At 72.5% G+C, this 21849-nt stretch carries 19 protein-coding genes; 12 read left to right on the top strand and 7 right to left on the bottom strand.

All coding sequences use genetic code 11. From position 1 onward, the window contains the following. Nucleotide 1 precedes the first annotated feature (1 nt). Together FLW16_RS36480 and FLW16_RS36475 are read right to left on the bottom strand one after the other, a co-directional pair. Nucleotides 2-214, bottom strand: coding sequence for a hypothetical protein (locus FLW16_RS36480; protein WP_139577594.1), 213 nt, complete (start codon nucleotides 212-214; stop codon nucleotides 2-4). Nucleotides 215-329: 115 nt separating this feature from the next. Then, nucleotides 330-1085 (bottom strand): GntR family transcriptional regulator, encoded by a 756-nt coding sequence (locus FLW16_RS36475; RefSeq protein WP_142565267.1) that lies wholly within the window; start codon nucleotides 1083-1085, stop codon nucleotides 330-332. Between the two features lie 262 nt (nucleotides 1086-1347). Between FLW16_RS36475 and kynU the strand changes: the two genes are divergently transcribed. Then, nucleotides 1348-2586, top strand: a complete 1239-nt coding sequence (kynU, locus tag FLW16_RS36470; protein WP_142565265.1) for a kynureninase — start codon at nucleotides 1348-1350, stop codon at nucleotides 2584-2586. Between the two features lie 6 nt (nucleotides 2587-2592). Here the strand turns inward: kynU and FLW16_RS36465 are convergent, their stop codons facing one another. Beyond that, nucleotides 2593-3012 (bottom strand): ClpX C4-type zinc finger protein, encoded by a 420-nt coding sequence (locus tag FLW16_RS36465; protein WP_185949749.1) that lies wholly within the window; start codon nucleotides 3010-3012, stop codon nucleotides 2593-2595. A gap of 89 nt (nucleotides 3013-3101) precedes the next feature. Between FLW16_RS36465 and FLW16_RS36460 the strand changes: the two genes are divergently transcribed. Then, nucleotides 3102-3530: a TIGR03668 family PPOX class F420-dependent oxidoreductase gene (locus tag FLW16_RS36460; protein WP_139577644.1), complete on the top strand. Its 429-nt coding sequence runs from the start codon at nucleotides 3102-3104 to the stop codon at nucleotides 3528-3530. A 14-nt stretch (nucleotides 3531-3544) separates the two neighbouring features. Here the strand turns inward: FLW16_RS36460 and FLW16_RS36455 are convergent, their stop codons facing one another. Next, nucleotides 3545-4321 (bottom strand): isocitrate lyase/phosphoenolpyruvate mutase family protein, encoded by a 777-nt coding sequence (locus FLW16_RS36455; RefSeq protein ID WP_142565262.1) that lies wholly within the window; start codon nucleotides 4319-4321, stop codon nucleotides 3545-3547. Between the two features lie 169 nt (nucleotides 4322-4490). On the opposite strand from FLW16_RS36455, the gene FLW16_RS36450 reads away from it, so the two are divergent. Further along, on the top strand, nucleotides 4491-5138 hold the full coding sequence (locus tag FLW16_RS36450) for a disulfide bond formation protein DsbA (RefSeq protein ID WP_142565260.1): 648 nt from the start codon (nucleotides 4491-4493) through the stop codon (nucleotides 5136-5138). Nucleotides 5139-5148: 10 nt separating this feature from the next. Here FLW16_RS36450 and FLW16_RS36445 read toward each other — a convergent pair whose 3' ends face one another. After that, nucleotides 5149-6087: a LysR family transcriptional regulator gene (locus tag FLW16_RS36445; protein WP_142565259.1), complete on the bottom strand. Its 939-nt coding sequence runs from the start codon at nucleotides 6085-6087 to the stop codon at nucleotides 5149-5151. A gap of 99 nt (nucleotides 6088-6186) precedes the next feature. Here FLW16_RS36445 and FLW16_RS36440 point away from each other — a divergent pair, with 99 nt between their 5' ends. The 3 genes from FLW16_RS36440 to FLW16_RS36430 are packed head-to-tail and all read left to right on the top strand — an operon-like array spanning nucleotide 6187 to nucleotide 10685. Continuing rightward, nucleotides 6187-8202, top strand: a complete 2016-nt coding sequence (locus FLW16_RS36440) for an FAD/NAD(P)-binding domain-containing protein (protein WP_142565257.1) — start codon at nucleotides 6187-6189, stop codon at nucleotides 8200-8202. Then, nucleotides 8199-9590, top strand: a complete 1392-nt coding sequence (pcaB, locus tag FLW16_RS36435; protein WP_142565255.1) for a 3-carboxy-cis,cis-muconate cycloisomerase — start codon at nucleotides 8199-8201, stop codon at nucleotides 9588-9590. Before FLW16_RS36440 ends, pcaB begins: the two co-directional genes overlap by 4 nt. Nucleotides 9591-9599: 9 nt before the next feature. Continuing rightward, nucleotides 9600-10685, top strand: coding sequence for a nitronate monooxygenase (locus FLW16_RS36430; protein WP_312847179.1), 1086 nt, complete (start codon nucleotides 9600-9602; stop codon nucleotides 10683-10685). Nucleotides 10686-10702: 17 nt separating this feature from the next. Here FLW16_RS36430 and FLW16_RS36425 read toward each other — a convergent pair whose 3' ends face one another. Further along, on the bottom strand, nucleotides 10703-11626 hold the full coding sequence (locus FLW16_RS36425; RefSeq protein WP_142565253.1) for an NADP-dependent oxidoreductase: 924 nt from the start codon (nucleotides 11624-11626) through the stop codon (nucleotides 10703-10705). Nucleotides 11627-11709: 83 nt separating this feature from the next. On the opposite strand from FLW16_RS36425, the gene FLW16_RS36420 reads away from it, so the two are divergent. From FLW16_RS36420 to FLW16_RS36410, 3 genes are all read left to right on the top strand, one after another. After that, nucleotides 11710-12279: a TetR/AcrR family transcriptional regulator gene (locus FLW16_RS36420; protein ID WP_142565251.1), complete on the top strand. Its 570-nt coding sequence runs from the start codon at nucleotides 11710-11712 to the stop codon at nucleotides 12277-12279. A gap of 247 nt (nucleotides 12280-12526) precedes the next feature. Then, on the top strand, nucleotides 12527-13711 hold the full coding sequence (locus FLW16_RS36415; RefSeq protein WP_142565249.1) for an ROK family protein: 1185 nt from the start codon (nucleotides 12527-12529) through the stop codon (nucleotides 13709-13711). Nucleotides 13712-14102: 391 nt separating this feature from the next. Further along, entirely contained in the window at nucleotides 14103-16736 is a 2634-nt protein-coding gene (locus FLW16_RS36410) for a discoidin domain-containing protein (RefSeq protein ID WP_142565247.1), read from the top strand. A 78-nt stretch (nucleotides 16737-16814) separates the two neighbouring features. On the opposite strand, the gene FLW16_RS36405 is transcribed toward FLW16_RS36410, so the two are convergent. Further along, on the bottom strand, nucleotides 16815-18095 hold the full coding sequence (locus tag FLW16_RS36405; RefSeq protein WP_221891457.1) for an acetyl-CoA carboxylase biotin carboxylase subunit family protein: 1281 nt from the start codon (nucleotides 18093-18095) through the stop codon (nucleotides 16815-16817). Between the two features lie 352 nt (nucleotides 18096-18447). On the opposite strand from FLW16_RS36405, the gene FLW16_RS36400 reads away from it, so the two are divergent. From FLW16_RS36400 to FLW16_RS36390, 3 genes are read left to right on the top strand one after another with little or no spacing between them, the layout of a single operon-like run. Then, nucleotides 18448-18756 (top strand): chorismate mutase family protein, encoded by a 309-nt coding sequence (locus FLW16_RS36400; protein ID WP_030509683.1) that lies wholly within the window; start codon nucleotides 18448-18450, stop codon nucleotides 18754-18756. A 55-nt stretch (nucleotides 18757-18811) separates the two neighbouring features. Continuing rightward, a complete protein-coding gene (pabB, locus tag FLW16_RS36395) occupies nucleotides 18812-20887 on the top strand; it encodes an aminodeoxychorismate synthase component I (RefSeq protein WP_142565243.1) in 2076 nt (691 codons plus the stop codon). A 2-nt stretch (nucleotides 20888-20889) separates the two neighbouring features. Further along, nucleotides 20890-21831 (top strand): prephenate dehydrogenase/arogenate dehydrogenase family protein, encoded by a 942-nt coding sequence (locus tag FLW16_RS36390; protein WP_142565241.1) that lies wholly within the window; start codon nucleotides 20890-20892, stop codon nucleotides 21829-21831. Nucleotides 21832-21849 lie beyond the last annotated feature (18 nt).

The raw sequence follows: 21849 nt of genomic DNA, 5'->3' as shown, positions 1-21849 counted from the left end.
CTCATGGATCGGCGGCGCGTGCCTCCTGCTCGCGCAGCAGCTCACGCAGTCCGTCGGGCTCGTCGGCGTCGATGGTCATCGCGCATCCCGCCGCCCGCTGCGCCGAGGTGAGCGGGTGGTGCCGGGTCGCCCACCACCGGCCCGCGTCACTCCGCCAGATCGTCCACTCAGGAAACTCCCGGGCGATCTCGGCGAGGCGTCGGTCCAAGGACATCCGCACACCTTCCCTCGCCGTATGCCCGGGTGTTCTTGACGTCTCCTCCTCAAGGTGCGGGACATCTCTAGAGAAATCAATGATCGGGATGGTCAGGTCAACGTTGCCTCTTGACCTAGGCGTCGAAGTCGTACTGGAGTACATACGACGCCGCGTCCAGGATCATCTCGTTGACCTCGACCGGCATGCCCCCTTCCGCGAAGGCCACCCGGGTGACGGAGATCACCGGCGTGCCGGCCGGAAGGCTCAGCGACTCGGCCTCCCCGGGCAGCGGCATCCGCGCCCGCACCTCCTCGCTGAAGTGGACGGGAGGCCGGCCGAGCTCGCCCAGCCGGGCGTACACCCCGCCCGGACCGGTGTCGGGCAGGACGACCGCCGTGCCCTCCACGAGGTCGGCGGGAAAGTGGGAGGCCGCGAGCTGCACCGGACGGCCGTCCACCGAGTAGCGGCGGCGGCGCACCCACACCTCGCCGGTGCCGAGCACCCGGGCGACCTGCTCGCTCGCCGGCTCGCGCAGGATGGTCACCTCGTCCACGACGTACGACCGGCCCCGGGTGTCGGAGTCCCAGATGGCCAGGCCCTGGGCCCACTGCTCCCGCGAGAGCCGGCGGGACCCGTGGCGGCGGATGGGGCGGAACAGCCGCACATAGACGCCCGATCCCCGCTTCGGCACGGCGAGCCCTTCGTTGATCAGCACGGCGAGCGCCTGCCGCGCGGTGGCCCGTGCGACGCCGTGCTCCTTCATGAGCGCGTTCTCGCCCGGTAGCCGGTCGCCGTCACCGAGTGCTCCGGACAGGATCTGATCGCGCAGCCGGTCGGCGATGCGGCGATAGATCGGGGACTCGTGATGCACCGACGGGGATTCCGTCACGTTTGATCACCCTCTGTCACCAACGGGGGTTTGGCGTCTCCAGAGAACTTGCCCCGTCTTGTCCACGATCGCACAGAGTCTTGGGTGCGTCTTGTGCTTACTTTTGGCTGATCGTGCCGATGTGGCGATCTCTGGGGGTTATAGCCGTCCGCATCCGTGGAACGGTCCCTTCCGGTATTACCGACACCAGGAACGCTCTGTCATCACGACCACGACAAGATCGGATATTTCGGTACATAATGCGGTGACGAAGGAGTTGCCGATGGTTCTCAGCCGTGCCGAATGCCAGGACCTCGACGCCAAGGACCCGCTCGGGGAGTTCCGGGACGAGTTCTCGCTCCCCTCCGGGGTCGTCTACCTGCTGGGCAACTCGCTCGGCGCGCTACCGAGGCGTACGCCGGAACGCGTGGCCCACACGGTCGAGACCGAGTGGGGGGTGCATCTCGGGGCGAGCTGGAACACAGCCGGCTGGTGGGACATGCCGCAGAGCACCGGCGACCGCATCGCGCCCCTCATCGGCGCGCGCCCCGGCGACGTGCTGGCCGGCGACTCCACCTCGGTGAACATCTTCAAGGTGGTCACGGCCGCCCTCCCGCTGCGGCCCGGCCGCCGTGTGATCGTCTCCGACCTCGACAACTTCCCCACCGACCGGTACGTCGTGGAGGGCGCCGCCCGGGCGCTCGGCGCGTACGAGATCCGGGACATCGGCGAGGCCGGCCGTTCGCTGGAGGACGCCCTCGGCGAGGACGTCGCGCTCGTGCTGCTGTCGCACGTGGACTACCGGACCGGGGCGGCCAGGGACGTGGCGGCGGTGACGGAGCTGGTCCGGGCGGCCGGGGCGCTCATGGTCTGGGACCTGTGCCACAGCGCCGGGGCGCTGCCCGTGCGGGTGGGCGAGGCGGACTTCGCCGTCGGCTGCACCTACAAGTACCTCAACGGCGGGCCCGGCGCCCCCGCCTACCTGTACGTCGCGCCGCGCCACCAGGACGCCGTCCACAACGTGCTGTCGGGCTGGCACGGCCACGCCGCGCCCTTCGACTTCGAACCGCACTACCGCCCCGCCCCCGGTGTGCGCCGCTTCGCCACGGGCAGCCCGCCGATCCTGTCGTACGCCGCGCTGAACGCGTCCCTCGACATCTGGGAGCGGGTGGACCTGGACGAGGTCAGGGCCAAGAGCGTGGCCCTGACCTCGCTGTTCATCGACCTGCTCGACGATCTCGTCGACCCCGGGCTCGGGCTCGCCCTGGCCACCCCGCGCGACCCGGAGCGGCGGGGAAGCCAGGTCAGCTACCTTCACCCGCAGGGCTACCCCGTGGTGCGCGCGCTCGCGGACCGGGGGGTGGTGGGCGACTACCGCGAGCCGGACTTCGTCCGTTTCGGCTTCGCCCCGCTGTACCTGCGCTATGCCGACGTGCACGACGCGGCGACGGCGCTGGCCGAGGTGCTCCGCGAGGAGCTGTGGCGGGACGAGCGCTACGCGCGGCGGCTCACCGTCACCTGACGCGCGTCAGCGGCCGCGGCGGGCCAGCCCGGCGACGATGTCGCCGGCCAGTGCCACGCAGCGGTCGCAGATGCGCCCGCCCTCGCCGTGGACCATGTGGACGCGCGGGCCCGGCGGCCTGCGGCAGAAGGAGCAGGCGGCCTCGCGCTTCATGCGGCGGTTGACCAGGTGCCGGTGGGCGAAGGCGGGCGTGAAGCGCCTGCGCGAGCTCCGCCTGATGTACCCGAACCGCTCACCGATGGCGGTCCAGGACGCGCCGGCCTCACGGGCCCGGCTCACCGCGAGATCGAGCAGGGTGTCCACCTCGCCGCCCGGTTCGCCGGACAGGTCCCGGCACAGGGCGATCGCGGCGGACAGGACTTCCAGGGGGTTTTCGGGGTCGGATGCGCGCGAGCGGGCTCGCTCGAGTAACTCAGATGCCTCCATGGCGGACACCATAGGCCGCCGTACAAAGACGATCAAGCGTGCCTGGGGCGCGACCGGAGGCTCACTCTTCGTAGACTGGGCCGGTGAGAATGCCCGAGGGGCGGGCGCGCGAACTGTTCGCCGCGGCCCCGGTGGCCCGCCTCGCGACCGCCGGAGCCGGGGGCGCGCCGCGGCTCGTCCCGGTCACGTTCGCCGTGCTGCGGGACGGTGAGAAGGGCACCGTGGTGACGGCGGTGGACCACAAGCCGAAGGCCACCACCGACCTGCGGCGGCTGCGCGACATCCGCGACGATCCCCGCGTCTGCCTGCTGGCCGACCACTACGAGGACGACTGGGAACGGCTGTGGTGGGTGCGCGCCGACGGGCACGCCCGCGTCGTGGAGGGCGGCGACGAGCGCGAGCGGGCCGTGGCGTGGCTGGTGCGCAAGTACGCCCAGTATCGCGAGCGTCCCCCGGCCGGGCCCGCGATCCTCGTCCGGGTCGAGCGCTGGTCGGGCTGGTCGTACGGCGAGATGTAGGCCGGCCTGCGGGGTCAGGCGGGCGGGAAGGGGTCGTCCCCCCGGGCGATCGCGTCGAGCATGCGGGCCGTGAACGCCTGGGCCGCGCGGTGGATGCCGGGACCGAAGCTGACCCTGGCCACGCCGAGCGCCGCGAGATCGCGGATGGCCGGCACGCCGGGCCGGAACAGCACGTTGATCGGGCCGCCGATCTCCCGCGCGAGGGTGCCGATCACCTCGGGGTCGCTCGCGAGGATCGGGTAGACGCAGTCGGCGCCGGCCGCGAGGTAGCGGCCGCCCCGGTCGAGCGCCTCCGCGAGCCTCTCGCCGGGGGGCCCCGAGCCGTGGATGAAGGTGTCCACCCGGGCGTTGATCACGAGGTCGGTGCCGGCCTCGGCCGCCGCCGCCCGTACGGCGGCCAGGAAGTCCGCCTGCTCACCGGGGTCGATCAGCGCTCCGGTCGCCGGGTCGGAGTCCTCCAGGTTGCAGCCCACGGCGCCCGCGGCGGCGAGCCGTTCGACGAGTTCGGCGGGCTCCAGGCCGTAGCCGCGCTCGACGTCGGCGGTCACGGGGACCGCGACGGCCCGGGCGATACGGGCCACGGCCGCGAACATCTCGTCCACCGGCGTGTCCTGCCCGTCCTCGTAGCCCAGGGCGGCGGCGACGGACGCGCTGCCGGTGGCGACGGCGGGGAAGCCCGCCGCCTCGACGGCGCGCGCCGACGCGGCGTCCCAGGCGTTGGGCAGCACGACGGGCTCGCCGGGCACGTGGAGCGCCCGCAGGGCCACGGCCTTCTCGCGGATCTCGGTCACGAGGACACCCTAGAGAGCCCGGCAGGCGAGAACGCCACCGATTGACTGGAAATGAGGGGAACCGGTCCTGATTTGAGGGGGCGAGTCCGGTGTCGTGGCCCTCCTGCCATTGGATACGCTCGCGAAACCGGCCCCCCGATCCCCCGACCCCATTCGTCAGGAGAGTTTCATGAGCGACATCGACAGCGCCGCCGACCAGGCCGGAGCGGGCAGCCGTCCCCGAGTGGACTTCTACTTCGACCCCGTCTGCCCGTTCGCGTGGGTCACGTCGCGGTGGATTCTGGAGGTCGAGAAGCAGCGCGACATCGACCTGCGGTTCCGGGTGATGAGTCTTTCCGTGCTCAACGAGGGCAAGGAGGACCTGTCCGACTTCTACCGAGAGGCGGTGCCCAGGTGGCGGGGCCCGGTCCGGGTGTGCATCGCCGCCGCGCAGCACCACGGTGAGGGCGTGCTGCGCGACCTGTACACCGCGATGGGCACCCGCATCCACAACCAGGACAACAAGGACTACGGGGTCGTGGCCAAGGAGGCGCTCGCCGAGGTCGGGCTGCCGGTCGAGCTGGCCGACGCCGCCGGCACCGACGAGTACGACGAGGCCCTGCGCCGGATGCACCACGAGGGCATGGACCCGGTCGGCGACGAGGTGGGCACCCCTACGATCCACATCGACGGCGTGGCGTTCTTCGGCCCGGTGATGACCCGCATCCCGCGGGGGGAGGAGGCGGCCCGCATCTTCGACGGCGCCGTCGCCATGGCGAAGTTCCCGTACTTCTACGAGATCAAGCGCAGCCGTAACACCGACCCCGAATTCGACTGACCGGCGCCCCTCACCTCGGCGGCTCCTCCGGGGGCCGCCGGGGCGCCGCCTTGCGCGTGCTCCTGAACAGCGAACGCATGGTCGCCAGCGCGGGAGACCTGTCGTCGGACCGCCTGGCCAGGCTGATCGTCCGGTGCAGGCCCGGCGGGGCGAGCCGCCGTACGCTGAGGGGGTTTTCCGCCAGCTCGGCCACGGTCCCCGGCACGAGGGCGAGGCCCATGCCCCCGCTGGCGAGAGCGCACGACATGCCGTAGTTGGCCGTCTCGTACGCCACAATGGGCGGCGCGAGCCCCTCGCGGCGGAACAGCGCCTCGAGGGCCTCCCGGTTGGCCAGCCCACGCGAGCCGCTGATCAGCGGCCGGCCGGCGAGCTCGGGCCACGGCAGCGGCTCCGCCGGATCGGTGAGCGCGTGCCCGGGGGCGGCCACCAGCACCAGCTCCTCCACCAGCAGCGCCTCGACGGCGACCCCGGAGGGCAGCGCGGGGGCGGGCTGATGCTCGTAGGTGTGCGTGAGCACGAGATCCGCCTCGCCCGCGGCCAGCGCGGGCAGCCCTGACGGCGGTTCGTACTCCCTCACATTCACCTCCACGGCGGGGTGAGCCCGCCGGAACGCCGCGAGGACCGGCGGCAGCAGGTGGATGCCGGCGGTGGTGAACGTGCCGATCGTGATGTGCCCGCCGGACAGGCCGGCGAGCGCGGCCAGGCCGTGCCGGGCCCGTTCCAGCTCGTCGAGCACCCGCCGGGCGTGCTCCACCAGCAGCTCGCCCGCCGCCGTGAGCGTGGCGCCGCGACGGTGCCGGATCACGAGTGTGGCTCCCGCCTCCCGCTCCAGCTTCGCGATCTGTTGCGACAGTGCGGGCGGCGTGTAGCCGAGACGGGTGGCGGCCCGGGTGATCGAACCGGCCTCGGCGACCGCCACAAGCGCCGCGAGGCGCGTCACATCGTGCATGAAGCAATGCTTAACACCACCTCGCCAAATGTGACATACCTCACGAAGGCTCCGCTCCCGCATCCTCGACTCACGACCCGAGGGGAACTGGAGGAGCGGATGACCACAACACGATCGACCCGGCCGTTCGAGGTGTGCGTGATCGGAGCGGGGCCGCGCGGGATGTCGGTGATCGAGCGACTGTGCGCGAACGCGCGGCGGCTGCCGCCGCGGGCACGCGTCCTGGTGCACGTCGTGGATCCCTATCCGCCGGGCGCGGGCCAGGTGTGGCGCACCGACCAGCCGGGCCAGCTGCTGATGAACACCGTCGCCTCGCAGGTCACGCTCTTCACCGACCCCAGCGTCGACATCCGGGGCCCGCTGGAGACCGGCCCGAGCCTGTACGAGTGGGCGCGCCACCTGGTGCTCTTCCCGGACGGCGTCGAAGAGGACGTGCTCGCCGAGGCGCGGCGGCTCGGGCCCGACACCTACCCCACCCGCGCCTTCTACGGCCGCTACCTGCGCTGGGTGTTCGAGCGGGTGGTCGCGCGGGCGCCCCGGCAGGTGGAGGTGCGGGTGCACGCCACCCGTGCGACCGCGCTCGACGACGTGCCCGGCACCGGCGCGCAGCGGGTGGTGCTTGAGGACGGCACCGTGCTCGGCGCGCTCGACGCGGTGGTCCTGGCGCAGGGGCACCTGCCGGTCGAGCCCACGGACGCCGAGCGGGAGGCCGCCGCGTACGCCGCCGCCCACGGCCTGGTCCACGTGCCGCCCGCCAACCCCGCCGACGTCGACCTGAGCGACGTGCGGCCGGGAGAGGCGGTGCTGCTGCGCGGCCTCGGGCTCAACTTCTTCGACCACATGGCGCTGCTGACGATCGGGCGCGGCGGCCGGTTCGAGCGGGGGGAGGCGGGCCGCCTCGTCTATCGGCCCTCCGGCCACGAGCCCCGCCTGTACGCCGGATCGCGCCGGGGCATCCCCTACCAGTCGCGGGGCGAGAACGAGAAGGGCGTCGAGGGCAGGCACGAGCCGCTGCTGCTCACGCCGGGCAGGATCGCATCGCTGGCCGCGCGCTCGGCCGCCCGCGGCGGGCTCGACTTCCGCGCCGACCTGTGGCCGCTGATCGCCAAGGAGGTGGAGACCGTCTACTACGCCACCCTGCTGGCGCGGCGGGAGTGCGAGTGTGTGGCGGGCCGCTTCCGCGCCGCCTACCTCGCCCACTCCTGGGGCGACCCCGGGGAGGCCATGGTGCTCGACGCCTTCGGCATCGGCCCGGCGGTCCGGTGGGACTGGGAGAGCGTGGCCGAGCCCTACCGGGGGATCGGCTTCACCGGGCCGGACGACTGGCGCGAGTGGCTGACCGCCTATCTGCGCACCGACCTGACGCAGGCCCGCGCGGGCAACGTGAGCGGGCCGTTGAAGGCCGCCCTCGACGTGCTGCGCGACCTGCGCAACGAGGTCAGGCAGGTGGTCGACCACGGCGGGCTCACCGGACGCTCCCACCGCGACGACCTCGACCGGTGGTACACGCCGCTCAACGCGTTCCTGTCCATCGGGCCGCCGGCCGAGCGGGTGGAGCAGATGATCGCGCTCATCGAGGCCGGTGTGCTCACCGTCATCGGCCCCGACATGCGGGTGCACGCCCGCGACGGCGTCTTCGAGGCCGAGTCGGCCGCCGTGCCGGGCTCCGCCGTACGAGCCAGGGTGCTCGTCGAGGCGCGGCTGCCCGAGATCGACCTGCGGCGCACGGCCGACCCCCTGCTGCGCCACCTGCTGCGGACCGGCCAGTGCCGGGCGTACGTGATCGGCGGCCAGCGTGGCGACACCGGCCACGAGACGGGCGGCCTGGCGGTGACCCGCCGGCCCTACCGCCTTCTGGACGCGGACGGACGGGCCCACTCGCGGCGGTTCGCGTACGGCGTGCCCACCGAGTCGGTCCACTGGGTGACGGCCGCGGGCGTGCGGCCGGGGGTGAACTCCGTGATCCTGGGCGACTCCGACGCCATCGCCCGCAGCGTCCTCGCCCTGACGCCCGCCCGGGCCCTCCCGGCCCGCCGCCGCGTCCCGCACATGGTCGCCGGACCCCGTACGGCTCTCGCCGCCTCCTTCGGCCCGACCTGGGCGGGTGTGCGATGAACGAGCTGGGCGGTGACCTCGATCTGGGCCTGCTGTCCCCGGTCCGGGTGGGTTCGGCGGCGGAGCGTGCGACCGGCGACGGCGCGTGGCTGCGCGCGATGCTCGACGCGGAGGCCGCCCTGGTCCGCGCGCAGGCCCGGTTGGGGGTCGTCCCGATGGAGGCCGCGGAGACGATCGGCAAGGTGGCGGAGGCGGGCGGCCTCGACCTGGCGGCCCTGGCCCTGCGCGCCCGCGAGGCGGCCAACCCCGTCGTGGCGCTGGTCGAGGACCTGACGGCCGCCGTGGCGGTGGTGGACCCGGCCGCGGCAGAATACGTGCACCGCGGCTCGACGAGCCAGGACATCATGGACACGGCCGCCATGCTGGTGGCCGCCCGCACCCTCGATCTGATCACCGCAGACCTGGACCGGGCCGCGACCGCGCTCGCGGGGCTCGCGGCGCGGCACCGCGACACGCTCATGCCGGGCCGCACGCTGACCCAGCAGGCGGTGCCCACCACGTTCGGCCTGAAGGCGGCTGGGTGGCTGCACGCCGTACAGGCCGCCCTGGTGCGGCTGCGCCGGGTGCGCGCGGAGCTGCCGGCCGAGCTCGGCGGCGCGGCAGGCACGCTGGCGGGCTACGTGGAGTACGCGCGGATCGCCGGGCTGCCCGACCTGGAGGCGTACCCGGAGCGGCTGATCGCCGCGTTCGCCGCCGAGGTGGGGCTGGCCGAGCCGGTGGTCCCCTGGCACGTCCTGCGGATCCCGATCGCCGACCTCGCCGGGGCGCTGGCCCTCGCCTCGGGGGTGCTCGGGAAGATCGCGGTGGACGTGCAGTCGCTGTCGCGCACCGAGGTGGCCGAGGTCGTGGAGCCGGCCGCCCCCGGCCGGGGCGTGTCGTCGGCGATGCCGCACAAGCGCAACCCGGTCCTCGCCACCCTCGTCCGGTCGGCGGCGGTCCAGGTGCCAGCGCTCGCCGCGAGCCTCGGGCAGTGCCTGCTCGCCGAGGACGAACGGCCCGCGGGCGCCTGGCACGCCGAGTGGCAGCCGCTGCGCGAGTGCCTGCGGCTGGTCGGCGGGGCCGCCGCCGTGACGGCCGAGCTGGCCGAGGGGCTGGTCGTGTTTCCCGAGCGCATGCGGGCCAACCTCGCGCTCACCGGCAGCCTGACCGTCACGGAACGGGCGGCGGCCGTGCTCGCGCCCGTCCTGGGGAAGGGCACCGCCAAGCGGCTGCTCGGGGAGGCGTCCGCGGCCGCCGCCGCGTCCGGGCGCCCCGTGGCCGAGGTGCTTGAGGAACTCCTGCCCATGCCCGAGGGGCTGGACCTGGCCCGGCTGTTCGACCCCGCCGAGTACACGGGGGCCGCAGGAGCGCTCGTCGACCGCGTTCTACGCTGCTGTCCAGACGAGTGAGGAGGTCCCGTGACCGGTCGCGTCCTTCCCTTCGGGCCGTCGAGCCCGATCATCCAGGCGCCCATGGCGGGCGGCGGATCCACCCCGGCACTGGCGGCGGCGGTATCCGGGGCGGGCGGCCTCGGGTTCCTCGCGGCGGGCTACCGCACGGCGCAGGACGTGCGCCGGGAGATCGCGGCGGTGCGCGAGCGGACGGACCGGCCGTTCGGTGTGAGCGTCTTCGTCCCCGATTTCGGGGCCGTCCCGGATTTCGAGGCCGGCGGGGAGGAGCAGGGCGACGCCGCGGCGGTGGCCCGCTATCGCGACGAGCTCGCCCCCGAGGCCGAGCGGTACGGCGTGACGCTTCCGGAGGCCCCCGCATGGGACGACGACGAGTGGGACGCCAAGATCGACGTGCTGGTGGACGAACGGGTGCCGGTGGCGGGTTTCACCTTCGGCTGCCCGCCGCCCGAGGTGACGGCCCGCCTCCACGAGGCCGGGACCGTGGTCATGATCATGGTGAACACCCCGTGGGAGGCGGTCGCGGCGGCCGAGGCCGGCGCCGACGCCGTGATCGTCCAGAGCCCCGGAGCGGGCGGGCACCAGGCGGCCTTCCTCTCCCCGCCGCCCTCCTGGGAGGCTCCCGACGACCTGCCGGAGCTGGTGGCCGTCGTGCGGGAGGCGACCAGGGTGCCGCTCGTGGCCGCCGGGGGGATCATGGACGGCGCGGACGTGGCCGCCGTCCTCGCCGCGGGCGCGGTCGCCGCGCAACTCGGCACCGCGTTCCTGCGCACCCCGGAGAGCGGGACGCATCCCGTGCACAAGGCCGCCCTCGCCGATCCCCGGTTCACCCGCACCGCGTTCACCCGGGCCTTCTCCGGGCGTACGGCGCGCGGCCTGGCCAACCGGTTCATGGCCGAGCACGAGGCGTCGGCGCCCGCGTGCTACCCGCAGGTGCACCACCTGACGAAGGGACTGCGCCGGGCGGCGGCTGAGCACGGCGACCCCGAGGCGATGGCCCTGTGGTGCGGCAGGGGATACCGCCGCTGCCGCGACCTCCCCGCCGCCGCCCTCGTCGAGGCCCTCATGAAGGAGCTCGCAGCCGCCCGCGCCTGATGGTCCCCGCTTGATGGTCACAGCGTGACCACGATCTTGCCGTGGACGTGGCGTCCGGCCTGCAGCGCGACGGCGTCGCGGATCCGCTCGATCGGGAACGCCGCGGCGATGGGCACGGTGATCGTGCCGGCGAGGATCGCGTCGGTGATCCGCTCCAGGTCGGCCGGTCCGGCCTGCTCGCCTCCGGTCGCGCGCACGCCGCCGGGAGGGTTCGGGCCGGCGGCGATCGTGGAGATCCGCGCAGGCGGCACGCCGAGTGCGAGCGCGGTCTCGGCCGTCTCGGTGCCGAACAGGTCCGTCGCGGCGGTCACACCATCGGGTGCCAGCGTCCGCACCCGGTCCGCGAGCCCCGGGCCGTATGCCACGGGCTCGGCGCCCAGCCGCCGCAGGAACTCGAACGTGCTCTCCGACGCGGTCCCGATCACTCTGGCGCCGGCGAGCCTCGCGAGCTGTACGGCGAACACGCCCACGCCACCGGCGGCGCCGCCGACCAGGACGGTGTCACCGGACCGCAGGCCGATCGCGTCCAGAGCGGCGGCGGCGGTCAGGCCGGCCACCGGAAGCGTGGCCGCCACCTCGTCGCCGATGCCGTCCGGCGTGTGGAACAGCGCTCCGGGCTCCGGAGCCTTCATCACGAGGAAGTCGGCGGCGGCCTTCGCCATCGCGCCTCCGTATACGCGATCACCCACGGCGAAACCGTCGACGCCGGCTCCGACCTCGTCGACGACGCCGGCGAAGTCGTACCCGAAGCCGGACGGCAGGGTGACACCGAACACCGCCGCCGCCTGGGGGGTCGAGGAGATGATCCAGTCCATCGGGTTGAGGCCCGCGGCGGTCACGCGGACGCGCACCTCGCCCGGGCCGGCGTGCGGCTCCGGAACGTCTCGCAGCTCCAATACCTCGGGACCTCCGAACGTCTCATAGACGACGGCTCGACTCATGGGGGCCTCCAACGGACCGACTGATGGGACTTGGTCCCATCACCATACATGAATGATGGGACCAAGTTCCGTACACTGTTCTCATGGCCCGCTGGCAGCCCAACGCATCGGAGCGACTCGTCCTCGCCGCCCTCGAACTCTTCGAGGAGCGGGGCTACGAGAACACGACCGTGATCGAGATCGCGGAGCGTGCGGGGCTGACGAAGAGCACCTTCTTCCGGCACTTCCCGGACAAACGGGAGGTGCTCTTCGGTGGGGACACGATGGCCGGGCTGCTCGTCAGGGGAATCGCCGAGGCGCCGGCGACCGCCACGCCGTTGGAAGCGGTGGCGAATGCTCTCGACGCGGTCGGGAGGGAAGCCTTCACACCCGACCGCCGCGAATTCGGCGCCCGCAGGCAGGCGGTGATCGCCGCCCACCCGGAACTGCAGGAACGCGAGGCGCTGAAGGGCCTCGGTCTCACCGCGTCGATGACCGACGCGCTCAGGCGGCGCGGAGTGCCCGGCCTGACCGCGTACGTGGCCGCGGCGCTGGGCGCGCTCGCCCTGAAAATCGCCTACGAACGCTGGAGCGACACGACCGACGGCGACGACTTCGGTGAGGTCGCGCGCCGAACCCTCGGCGACCTGCACGCAGCCACCGCCCTGTGCTGACGCGGACGCAGCCCGCCGGTGAAGGCCGAGTTCGGCACAGACGCGCCCCGCCCGGCGGGTTCCGGCGTGTGCTGCGAGACATGGCTCAAGGAACGGGTTGGTTCAAGGTCGGAAGGAGGGCGGGGAAGACACGCGGGCTTAATGGGCGGGTAACCGGGAGCTGCGACCGTATAGCGCTGGAGGAGGGCGGAGGTGCTTGTTTTCGCCTCTGAACTAAGATGACCGTGTCGCGACGGGGAGGGTGGTCATGGCGAGGCCTCAGCGCAGGACGGTACGGGACATCCGCAGAGGCAACCGGGCCGTGTTGCTGCGCACGCTCTACTTCTCCGGCCCGACCAGCCGCAACGACCTCACCGCCCGCACCGGCCTGAGCGCCGCCACGGTCAGCACGATGACCGCCGACCTGCTGGGCGAGAACATCGTCGTCGAGGCGGGCCAGGTGGAGTCCGACGGCGGCCGGCCCCGCGTGCTGCTGCGTGTCAACCCCGAGTACGGCTTCGCGGTCGGCGTCGACGTGGCGGAGACGCACGTCCGGGTCGGGTTGTTCGACCTGGAGATGACCGAGCGGGCCAAGGTGGACTACATGCTGCGGCCGGCCCGCCACGACCCCGAGCTGGTCGCCCGGCACATCCTCGCGGGGGTCGAGGTCGTGCTGTCGGACGCGGGGGTGTCCCCCGAGCAGGTGCTCGGCATCGGCGTGGGGGTTCCGGGCATCGTCGAACCGGGCGCCGACGGCGTCATCCACGCCAAGACCTTCGACTGGGACGGCGTTCCGCTTGGAGCGCTCCTGCGCCGCGGGACCTCGCTCCCGCTGTACGTGGACAACGGCGCCAAGACGATGGGCCAGGCCGAGCTGTGGTTCGGCTCGGGCCGGGGCGCCTCGGAAGCGGTCATCGTGCTGCTCGGCGTGGGGGTGGGCGCGACCATCGTGGCCGACGGCACCACGTTCCGCGGGGTCAGCAGCAGCGCCGGGGAGTGGGGCCACACGAAGATCGTGGCGAACGGGCGGCCCTGCCGCTGCGGCGGGCGCGGCTGCCTGGAGGCGTACGTCGGGATCGAGGCCATCCTCGACCGGGCGGGCGTCACCTCGGGGGGCGACTGGGAGGAGGACCTCGCGGGTGTGCTGGCCTCGAAGTCCCCCGTGGTCGAGGAGACCGTCACCTACCTGGGCGTCGGCCTGGCCAACCTGGTCAACCTGATCAACCCCGAGAAGATCGTGATCGGCGGCTGGGTGGGGGTCCAGCTCGGGGAGAGCCTGCTGCCCGACATCCGCCGCGCCACCGCCGCCAACTCGCTGGCCGAGCCGTACGCCGCGACGTCGATCGTCCTGGGCCGCCTCGGCCCCGACGCGGTCGCGCTGGGGGCCGCCACGCTGGTCCTGGAGGAGTTCCTGAACGCGCCGCAGGTGGCCAGGATCACCGCCGCCGGCTGACGACACGGCAAGCCGCGCTGGAAGAGCGCGCACGCGACCGATGGCGACGGACGTCCTCGGCACGTTCGACATCGGTCTCCCTGCTCAGGTGGAGACCGATTCGCGCCCGCGGGCCGCACACCGGAGCGTCCCGTGGACGGCGCCGCGAGCATGGGGGAGGGCGCGGCGGCCGGGAGGGGGTGACCCGGCGGGTGGCGAATCGGTCAGGTCCAACGCTTGGAGAGCGCTCTCCAAGGGAGATTACCATCACTGTTACAGAAACAGTCAATAGATATTTCTGAGCGTGAACTAAGTATTGACATAAGCGGAGCGGGGAGCGCACGCTCATGCCGCTGGACCTCTCTCATCCCCCGAACCCTCGCCCGAGGGGCTCCGCATCAAGGAGACGTGTATGCCTCCATCCTCCCCGCCTCACCCCGCGCCCGGACGACCGCGCAGGCGGCGCGGACGTTCCGGCCTGGTCGCCGCCGGGCTCGTCGCGCTGTCGACCTTCGCGGCCGTGACCGGCGTCGTCCCCGCCACCTACAGCGCCGCGGCGGCGGCCTGCGGCACGACCAACGTCGCGCAGGGCAGGCCGTCGTCGGCCTCCTCCACCGAGAACGCCGCGTCCCCGGCGTCGGCCGCGTTCGACGGCGACACCGGCACCCGGTGGTCGAGCGCGTTCAGCGACCCGCAGTGGATCCAGGTGGACCTGGGCAGCTCGCAGCAGATCTGCCGGGTCGTGCTCAACTGGGAGGCCGCCCGCGCGCAGACGTTCAAGATCCAGGTGTCGCCGGACGGTTCGGCCTGGTCGGACGCGACCGCGACGGTGAACGGCGCGAGCGGGACGCAGTCCCTCGACCTGACGGCGACCGGCCGCTACGTCCGGATGTACGGGCTGACCAGGGCCACGGCGTACGGCTACTCGCTCTGGGAGTTCGCCGTCAACGTCGCCTCGGGCGGAGGGACCACCTGCGGCACCGCGAACGTCGCGCAGGGCAGGCCGTCGTCGGCCTCCTCCACCGAGAACGCCGCGTCCCCGGCGTCGGCCGCGTTCGACGGCGACACCGGCACCCGGTGGTCGAGCGCGTTCAGCGACCCGCAGTGGATCCAGGTGGATCTCGGCAGCTCGCAGCAGATCTGCAAGGTGATCCTGAACTGGGAGGCCGCCCGCGCGCAGACGTTCAAGATCCAGGTCTCGCCGGACGGTTCGGCCTGGTCGGACGCGACCGCGACGGTGAACGGCGCCAGCGGGACGCAGTCGCTCGACCTGACGGCGACCGGCCGCTACATCCGGATGTACGGGCTCACCCGCGCCACGGCGTACGGCTACTCGCTCTGGGAGTTCGCCGTCAACACCACCGGCGGCGGTGACAACGGCGGCCCCAATCTCCCGGGCGGCGGCGACCTCGGGCCGAACGTGAAGGTCTTCGACCCGTCGATGTCGAGCGCGAGCATCCAGAGCACGCTCGACACCATCTTCAAGCAGCAGGAGTCGAACCAGTTCGGCAGCCAGCGCTACGCGCTGCTGTTCAAGCCGGGCAACTACAGCGGCCTGAACGCCCAGATCGGCTTCTACACCTCGATCGCCGGTCTCGGCCAGTCGCCCGACAACGTGACGATCAACGGGGACATCACCGTCGACGCCGGGTGGTTCAACGGCAACGCCACCCAGAACTTCTGGCGGTCGGCGGAGAACCTGGCCGTCGTCCCGGTCAACGGCACCGACAGGTGGGCCGTGGCCCAGGCCGCGCCGTTCCGGCGGATCCACGTGCGCGGCGGGCTGAACCTCGCCCCCAACGGGTACGGTTGGGCCAGCGGCGGCTACATCGCCGACAGCAAGATCGACGGCACGGTCGGCCCGTACTCCCAGCAGCAGTGGTTCACCCGCGACAGCACCATCGGCGGCTGGACCAACGGCGTCTGGAACATGGTGTTCTCCGGCGTCGTCGGCGCTCCGGCGCAGAGCTTCCCGAACCCGCCGTACACGACGCTCGCGACCAGCCCCGTCACCCGGGAGAAGCCGTACCTGTACGTGGACTCGGGCGGTGCCTACCGCGTCTTCGTCCCGTCGCTGCGGACGAACTCCAGCGGCGTGAGCTGGGCGAACGGCGCGACCCCCGGCACGTCGATCCCGCTGACGCAGTTCTACGTCGCCAAGCCGTCCGACAGCGCCGCCACGCTCAACCAGGCGCTGAGCCAGGGCCTCAACCTGCTGTTCACGCCGGGCGTCTACCACCTCAACCAGACGCTCAACGTCACCCGGGCGGACACGGTGGTCCTCGGGCTCGGCTACGCCACGCTGATCCCGGACAACGGGGTCGTCGCGATGAACGTCGCGGACGTCGACGGCGTGAAGATCGCCGGTCTGCTGCTCGACGCCGGCACGGTCAACTCGCCGGTGCTGCTGCGGGTGGGCCCCGACGGCGCCTCAGCGAGCCACGCCGGCAACCCCACCTCGATCCAGGACGTGTTCTTCCGGATCGGCGGCGCGGGCCCCGGCTCGGCCACGACCAGCCTGGTGGTGAACAGCAACAACACGATCATCGACCACATCTGGGCGTGGCGGGCCGACCACGGCGCGGGCGTGGGCTGGAACACCAACCCCGCCGACACGGGCCTGATCGTCAACGGCAACAACGTCACGGCGTACGGCCTGTTCGTCGAGCACTACAAGAAGTACGAGGTGATCTGGAACGGCCAGGGCGGCAAGACGATCTTCTTCCAGAACGAGCTGCCCTACGACCCGCCCAACCAGGCGTCCTGGATGAACGGCTCGACCCGGGGCTACGCCGCCTACAAGGTGGCCGACAGCGTGACCAGCCACGAGGCCTGGGGCATGGGCAGCTACTGCAACTTCAGCACCGACCCCTCGATCGTCGCCGAGCGCGGCTTCGAGGCCCCCAACAGGTCGGGCGTGAAGTTCCACGACCTGCTCACGGTGTCGCTGGGCGGCGTGGGCACGATCGCCCACGTCATCAACGACACGGGCGGCGCGGCCCAGGGCACGGCCACCGTCCCGGTGAACGTGGTCAGCTACCCCTGACGGTTCACGACCCCTGACAGCCGGGCGCGGCGGGAGGCTCATCGCCTCCCGCCGCGCCTCGCACGTCCAGGGGATTCACTACATCCGGGCACCGGCGGGCTCGAGCGTGTGGATCCGCACCGCGTGCCGTACGCGCATTTCGAGCTCGTCCAGCTCGGCCGGGGTGGGCGCGTCGATGAGGAACGTCACGGCGCGGTCGTCCGAGCTGTGCAGCGGCCCGAGCTCGGCGCCGCGGTCCTTGAGCACGAGCACGGCGCGCAGCGTGGGCGGGTCGTCCGGGGCGCCGGGTGCGATCTCGGGCCACAGGCCGCCCTCGCCCACCCAGGCCGGCGAGACCCCCGGCCAGTCCACCGTCACGTCGCCGAGCCGCCCGGGCTCGTGCTCCAGGTAGACCTGCCGGGCGTACCGGCGCGGCGCGGGGTAGGCCGCGGGCTCCCCGAGGGCGATGCGAATGATCTCCGGCTCCATCGGGGCGCCGGTCGCGAGCGAGTAGAGGATCGACAGGCCGTCGCCGGGGGTGCGCGCGGCCACCTCCATCAGGTAGGCCCGGCCCGTGCCGTCCACGCGCCATTCGGCGTGCGCGATGCCGTTCGCGAAGGCCAGCCGTTCGAGCATGCGCCGGTTGGCGTCGAGGATGATCTCGTTCACGCCGTCGAGCTCGTTGGGCACCGAGTGGGACAGCTCGACGAAGGTGCGGGTGCCCGACTCGGTCGTCTCCTTGCGGGTGACCGAGGCGAAGACGAGCCGGCCGTCCTGCACCAGGCTCTCCACGGAGAACTCCTGGCCCACGACCTTCTCCTCCACCAGCACCGTCTCGTGCGGCAGGTACGCGTCGAGCTGGGCGCGCAGCTCGGCCGGGTCGCGCACGGTCTCCACACCCGAGCTGGAGTGCCGGCTCGCGGGCTTGACCACGGCGGGGAACGACACGTCCGCGGCGGTGAACGTCGCACGCGCGGCCGGGGGGACGACCATCGAGGCCGGGCTGAACTCGGGCAGATACCACCGCTGGAGGTATTTGCTGCGGCAGGCGCGGGTGGCCCGCAGGCCGGGGGAGGGCAGCTCCAGGGCGTCGGCGAGCAGGCCGGTCGGCTCGACCAGCGTCTCGCCGACCGCGTAGACGCCGGCGATGTCGTAGCGGTCCCGCCACGCCCGTACGCCCGAGATCACGCCGGCGGTGAACGAGTTGTCCGTGTTGACGTCGCCGTCGGTGAAGGCGACCTCCTCGATGACCGAGGCCGGGTGCGAGGGATCGCGCATCTGGGCCAGGGCCTGCTCCCGCCAGGAGGCCGGCGTGACCACGAGGATCCGCAGCCCCCGGCGGGACAGTTCGCGCAGATAAAGAGGGGCCCGGCAGATCACCAGGAATGACCCGGTAAGTACGAATGCTCGAGGTTTCACTTTCGTCACCGCCGTTTCTCGCACGTGCTCACAGGCACTTCGCGAACGGAGATTAGTTCCGGCATTTTCGGACGGTCAACCAAATTTCCCGATTGTTCGGGATGAGCCGTTTCCCGATAGGGGTGGACCGGGGTCGCCGGCCGCTCTTCGCCCCCGCGGCCTCGGGGGGTACCGAGAAGTCCGAGGTCATCCCGGATTGTCCGGCTGTGCTGTGGGGCCGTTAGGGGTTGTGAGAAATGCGCTCCGGATCGAATCCTGAATTAGCCCGACAGGGCCGGAACACCCGTGCACCCCCGATTGGAGGGCTGTTCACATGGCTGGCAACGGCGCCGGAGAAGACGGTCTGGAGACGCTGCGGGCCTCGCTCGACCGTATCGACGAGTCGCTGCTCGACACGCTGCGCAGGCGCATCGAGTGCTGCGTGGAAATCGCGCATTTCAAGCGCGAGCACAACGTCCCGATGATGCAGCCCCACCGCATCGGCATCGTGCAGCGGCGGGCCGCCCGATACGCGCAGGACCACGGAATCGACCCCGACTTCCTGCGCCGCCTCTACGAACTCGTCATCGCGGAGACCTGCAGGGTCGAGGACCTGGTGATCGGCGATGTCGCCGCTCGGTGAACGCGGCGCCGGCGGCTCACCCGGCTATTCCGACACGGCTTGGAGGAACCCCGGAATGAGAACGATCCTGATCGACAATTACGACTCGTTCACCTACAACCTCTACCAGCTCCTGGGCGAGGTGAACGGGCAGCCGCCGGTCGTGGTGCGCAACGACGCCGACTGGTCCCAGGTGCCGATCCACGAGTTCGACAGCGTCGTGATCTCCCCTGGTCCTGGCCGGCCCGAGCGGGCCCGCGACTTCGGTGTGAGCGCGCGGGCCATCCGCGAGAGCGGGCTGCCCGTGCTCGGCGTCTGCCTCGGCCACCAGGGCATCTGCCACCTGTTCGGCGGGACCGTCACCCACGCGCCGCAGCCGATGCACGGCCGCGTCTCGCAGGTGCGCCACACCGGCGCCGACATCTTCGCCGGCCTGCCCTCGCCGTTCTCGGTCGTGCGCTACCACTCGCTGGCCGCCACCGACCTGCCGGACGAGCTGGAGGCCGTGGCCTGGACCGACGACGGCGTCGTCATGGGGGTCCGGCACCGCACCGAGCCCATCTGGGGCGTCCAGTTCCACCCCGAGTCGATCAGCAGCGAGCACGGCCGCGAGCTGCTGGCCAACTTCCGCGACCTCGCGCTGGCCCACCGCCAGGTCAGGGAGGAGCGCGCCGCCGCCGCCCGCTCGCCCTACCGGGTGCACGTGCGCAGGCTGCCGCTGCTGCCGGACGCGGAGAGCGCCTACCGGGAGCTGTTCGCGGGCAAGGAGCACGGCTTCTGGCTCGACAGCAGCTCGGTGATCGAGGGGCTGTCGCGGTTCTCGTTCATGGGCGACGGCTCCGGTCCGCTCGCCGAGTACGTCACCTACCGGGTGTCGGAGGGAACGGTCACCGTACGCCGGGCCGACGGATCGCGGCAGCGCGTCGAGCAGCCGTTCTTCGAGTACCTGGACGAGCAGCTGCGTGAGCGTGCCGTGCCGACGCCCGAGGGCCTGCCGTTCGACTTCAACCTCGGGTACGTCGGCTACCTGGGCTACGAGCTCAAGGCCGAGGCGGGCGGCCAGGCCGCGCACCAGGCCGAGGAGCCCGACGCGGCGCTGCTGTTCGCCGACCGGATGCTCGTGCTCGACGACGTGGATCGCGTCTGCTACCTGCTCGCGCTGACGACAAGCGCGGACGGGGACACGGACGGCGGCGCGCTCGCCTGGCTGGACGAGACCGCGGCGCGGCTGTTCTCCCTGCCCAGGCACGAGCCGGCCGAGCCGGTCGCGTTCGCGGGAGTCGGCATGACCGACCCGGCGATCGCCGGCGCCGTGGAGATGCGGCACGACAAGCAGGGCTACCTCAGCCGGATCGGCGAGTGCCTGGAGGAGATCTACCACGGCGAGTCCTACGAGATCTGCCTCACCAACGCCGTCACCGTCCGCGCCGAGATCGACCCGCTGCGGACCTACAGCCACCTGCGGAGCATCAGCCCGGTGCCGTACGGCGCGCTGCTCGACTTCCCCGACGTCGCGGTGCTCAGCGCCTCGCCCGAGCGGTTCATGACGATCGGCCCCGACCGGGTCGCCGAGTCCAAGCCGATCAAGGGCACCCGGCCGCGCGGCGCGACCCCGGAGGAGGACGAGGCGCTCCGCCACGACCTGCTCAGCCGGGAGAAGGACCGCGCCGAGAACCTCATGATCGTCGACTTGATCCGCAACGACCTGAACACGGTCTGCGAGGTCGGGTCGGTGCACGTGCCCCGGCTCTTCCACGTCGAGACGTACGCGCCGGTGCACCAGCTCGTCTCCACGATCCGCGGCACGCTGCGCCCGGAGGAGTCGGTGGTGAGCTGTGTGCGGGCCGCCTTCCCCGGCGGGTCGATGACGGGCGCTCCCAAGATCCGCACGATGGAGATCATCGACCGCCTGGAGGAGGGCCCGCGCGGCGCCTACTCCGGCGCGCTCGGCTGGTTCTCCCTGGGCGGGGCCACCGACCTCAGCATCATCATCCGCACCCTGGTCGCCACCGGGGACCGGGTCAGCTTCGGCGTCGGCGGCGCGATCGTGGCCCTGTCGGACCCCGAGGAGGAGTTCGAGGAGACGGTCGTCAAGTCCCGCGCCATGATCACCGCGGTGCTGGCCACCGCGGCCCAGACCGTGGGGGCCTGACGATGACTCGCGGGGACCACACGACGGACCTGCTGCGGCGCTGCGTCGTCGTCGGCGGCGCGGGCGCCGTGGGCGGCCTGTTCGCCGAGCACCTGCTGCGGGCCGGCGCCGAGGTGCTCGTCGTCGACCCCGGCGCCGGGGAGGCACTGCCCGGCGGGCTGAAGACGGGGCCCGGCGAGGCGAGGTTCCTGCGCGGCGACATCACGGACATCGGGCCCGATCTCCGCGAGGAGATCGGGCGGGCCGACCTCGTCCTGCTCGCGGTGCCCGAGCAGGTGGCGCTGGCGGCGGTGAAGCAGGTGGCCGCGGCGATGCGGCCGGGCGCGCTGCTCGCCGACACGCTCTCGGTCAAGGGCCCGGTCGCCGACGAGATCCTGGCGCACGCCGGGAACGTCGAGGCGGCCGGTCTCAACCCGATGTTCGCCCCGTCGCTCGGCTTCGCGGGACGGCCGGTCGCCGCCGTCGTGCTCCACGACGGTCCCCGCACGAGGGCGCTGCTGCGGCTGGTCGAAAGCTGGGGCGGCCGTGCCGTACGGCTCGGCGCGCACGAGCACGACCGGCTGGCCGCGGCGACCCAGGCGCTCACCCACGCGGCGGTGCTGTCGTTCGGGCTCGCGCTGGCCAGCCTCGGCGTCGGCGTCGCCGAACTGGCCGCGGTCGCCCCGCCGCCGCACGCCACGATGCTCGCACTGCTGGCCCGGATCGCCTCGGGCACCCCGGAGGTCTACTGGGACGTCCAGTCGGCCAACCCGCAGGCCGCCCCCGCCCGCGAGGCCCTCGCCGAAGGCGTGCGCACCCTCGCCGGCCTCCTCGACGGCCGGGCGGACGGGGAGGCGGAGTTCGCGGCGGCCCTGGGCGGGCTGCGCGACCTCCTCGGCCCCGACCTCGACTTCTACCGCGACACCTGCGCCGAGATGTTCGGCGCACTGCGCCCCTACAGCTGAGCCCCTACAGCTGAGCCC

The sequence above is a fragment of the Microbispora sp. KK1-11 genome (assembly GCF_006874435.1).
Lineage (GTDB): Bacteria > Actinomycetota > Actinomycetes > Streptosporangiales > Streptosporangiaceae > Microbispora > Microbispora catharanthi.
This window is presented reverse-complemented; position numbering and strand designations above follow the sequence as displayed.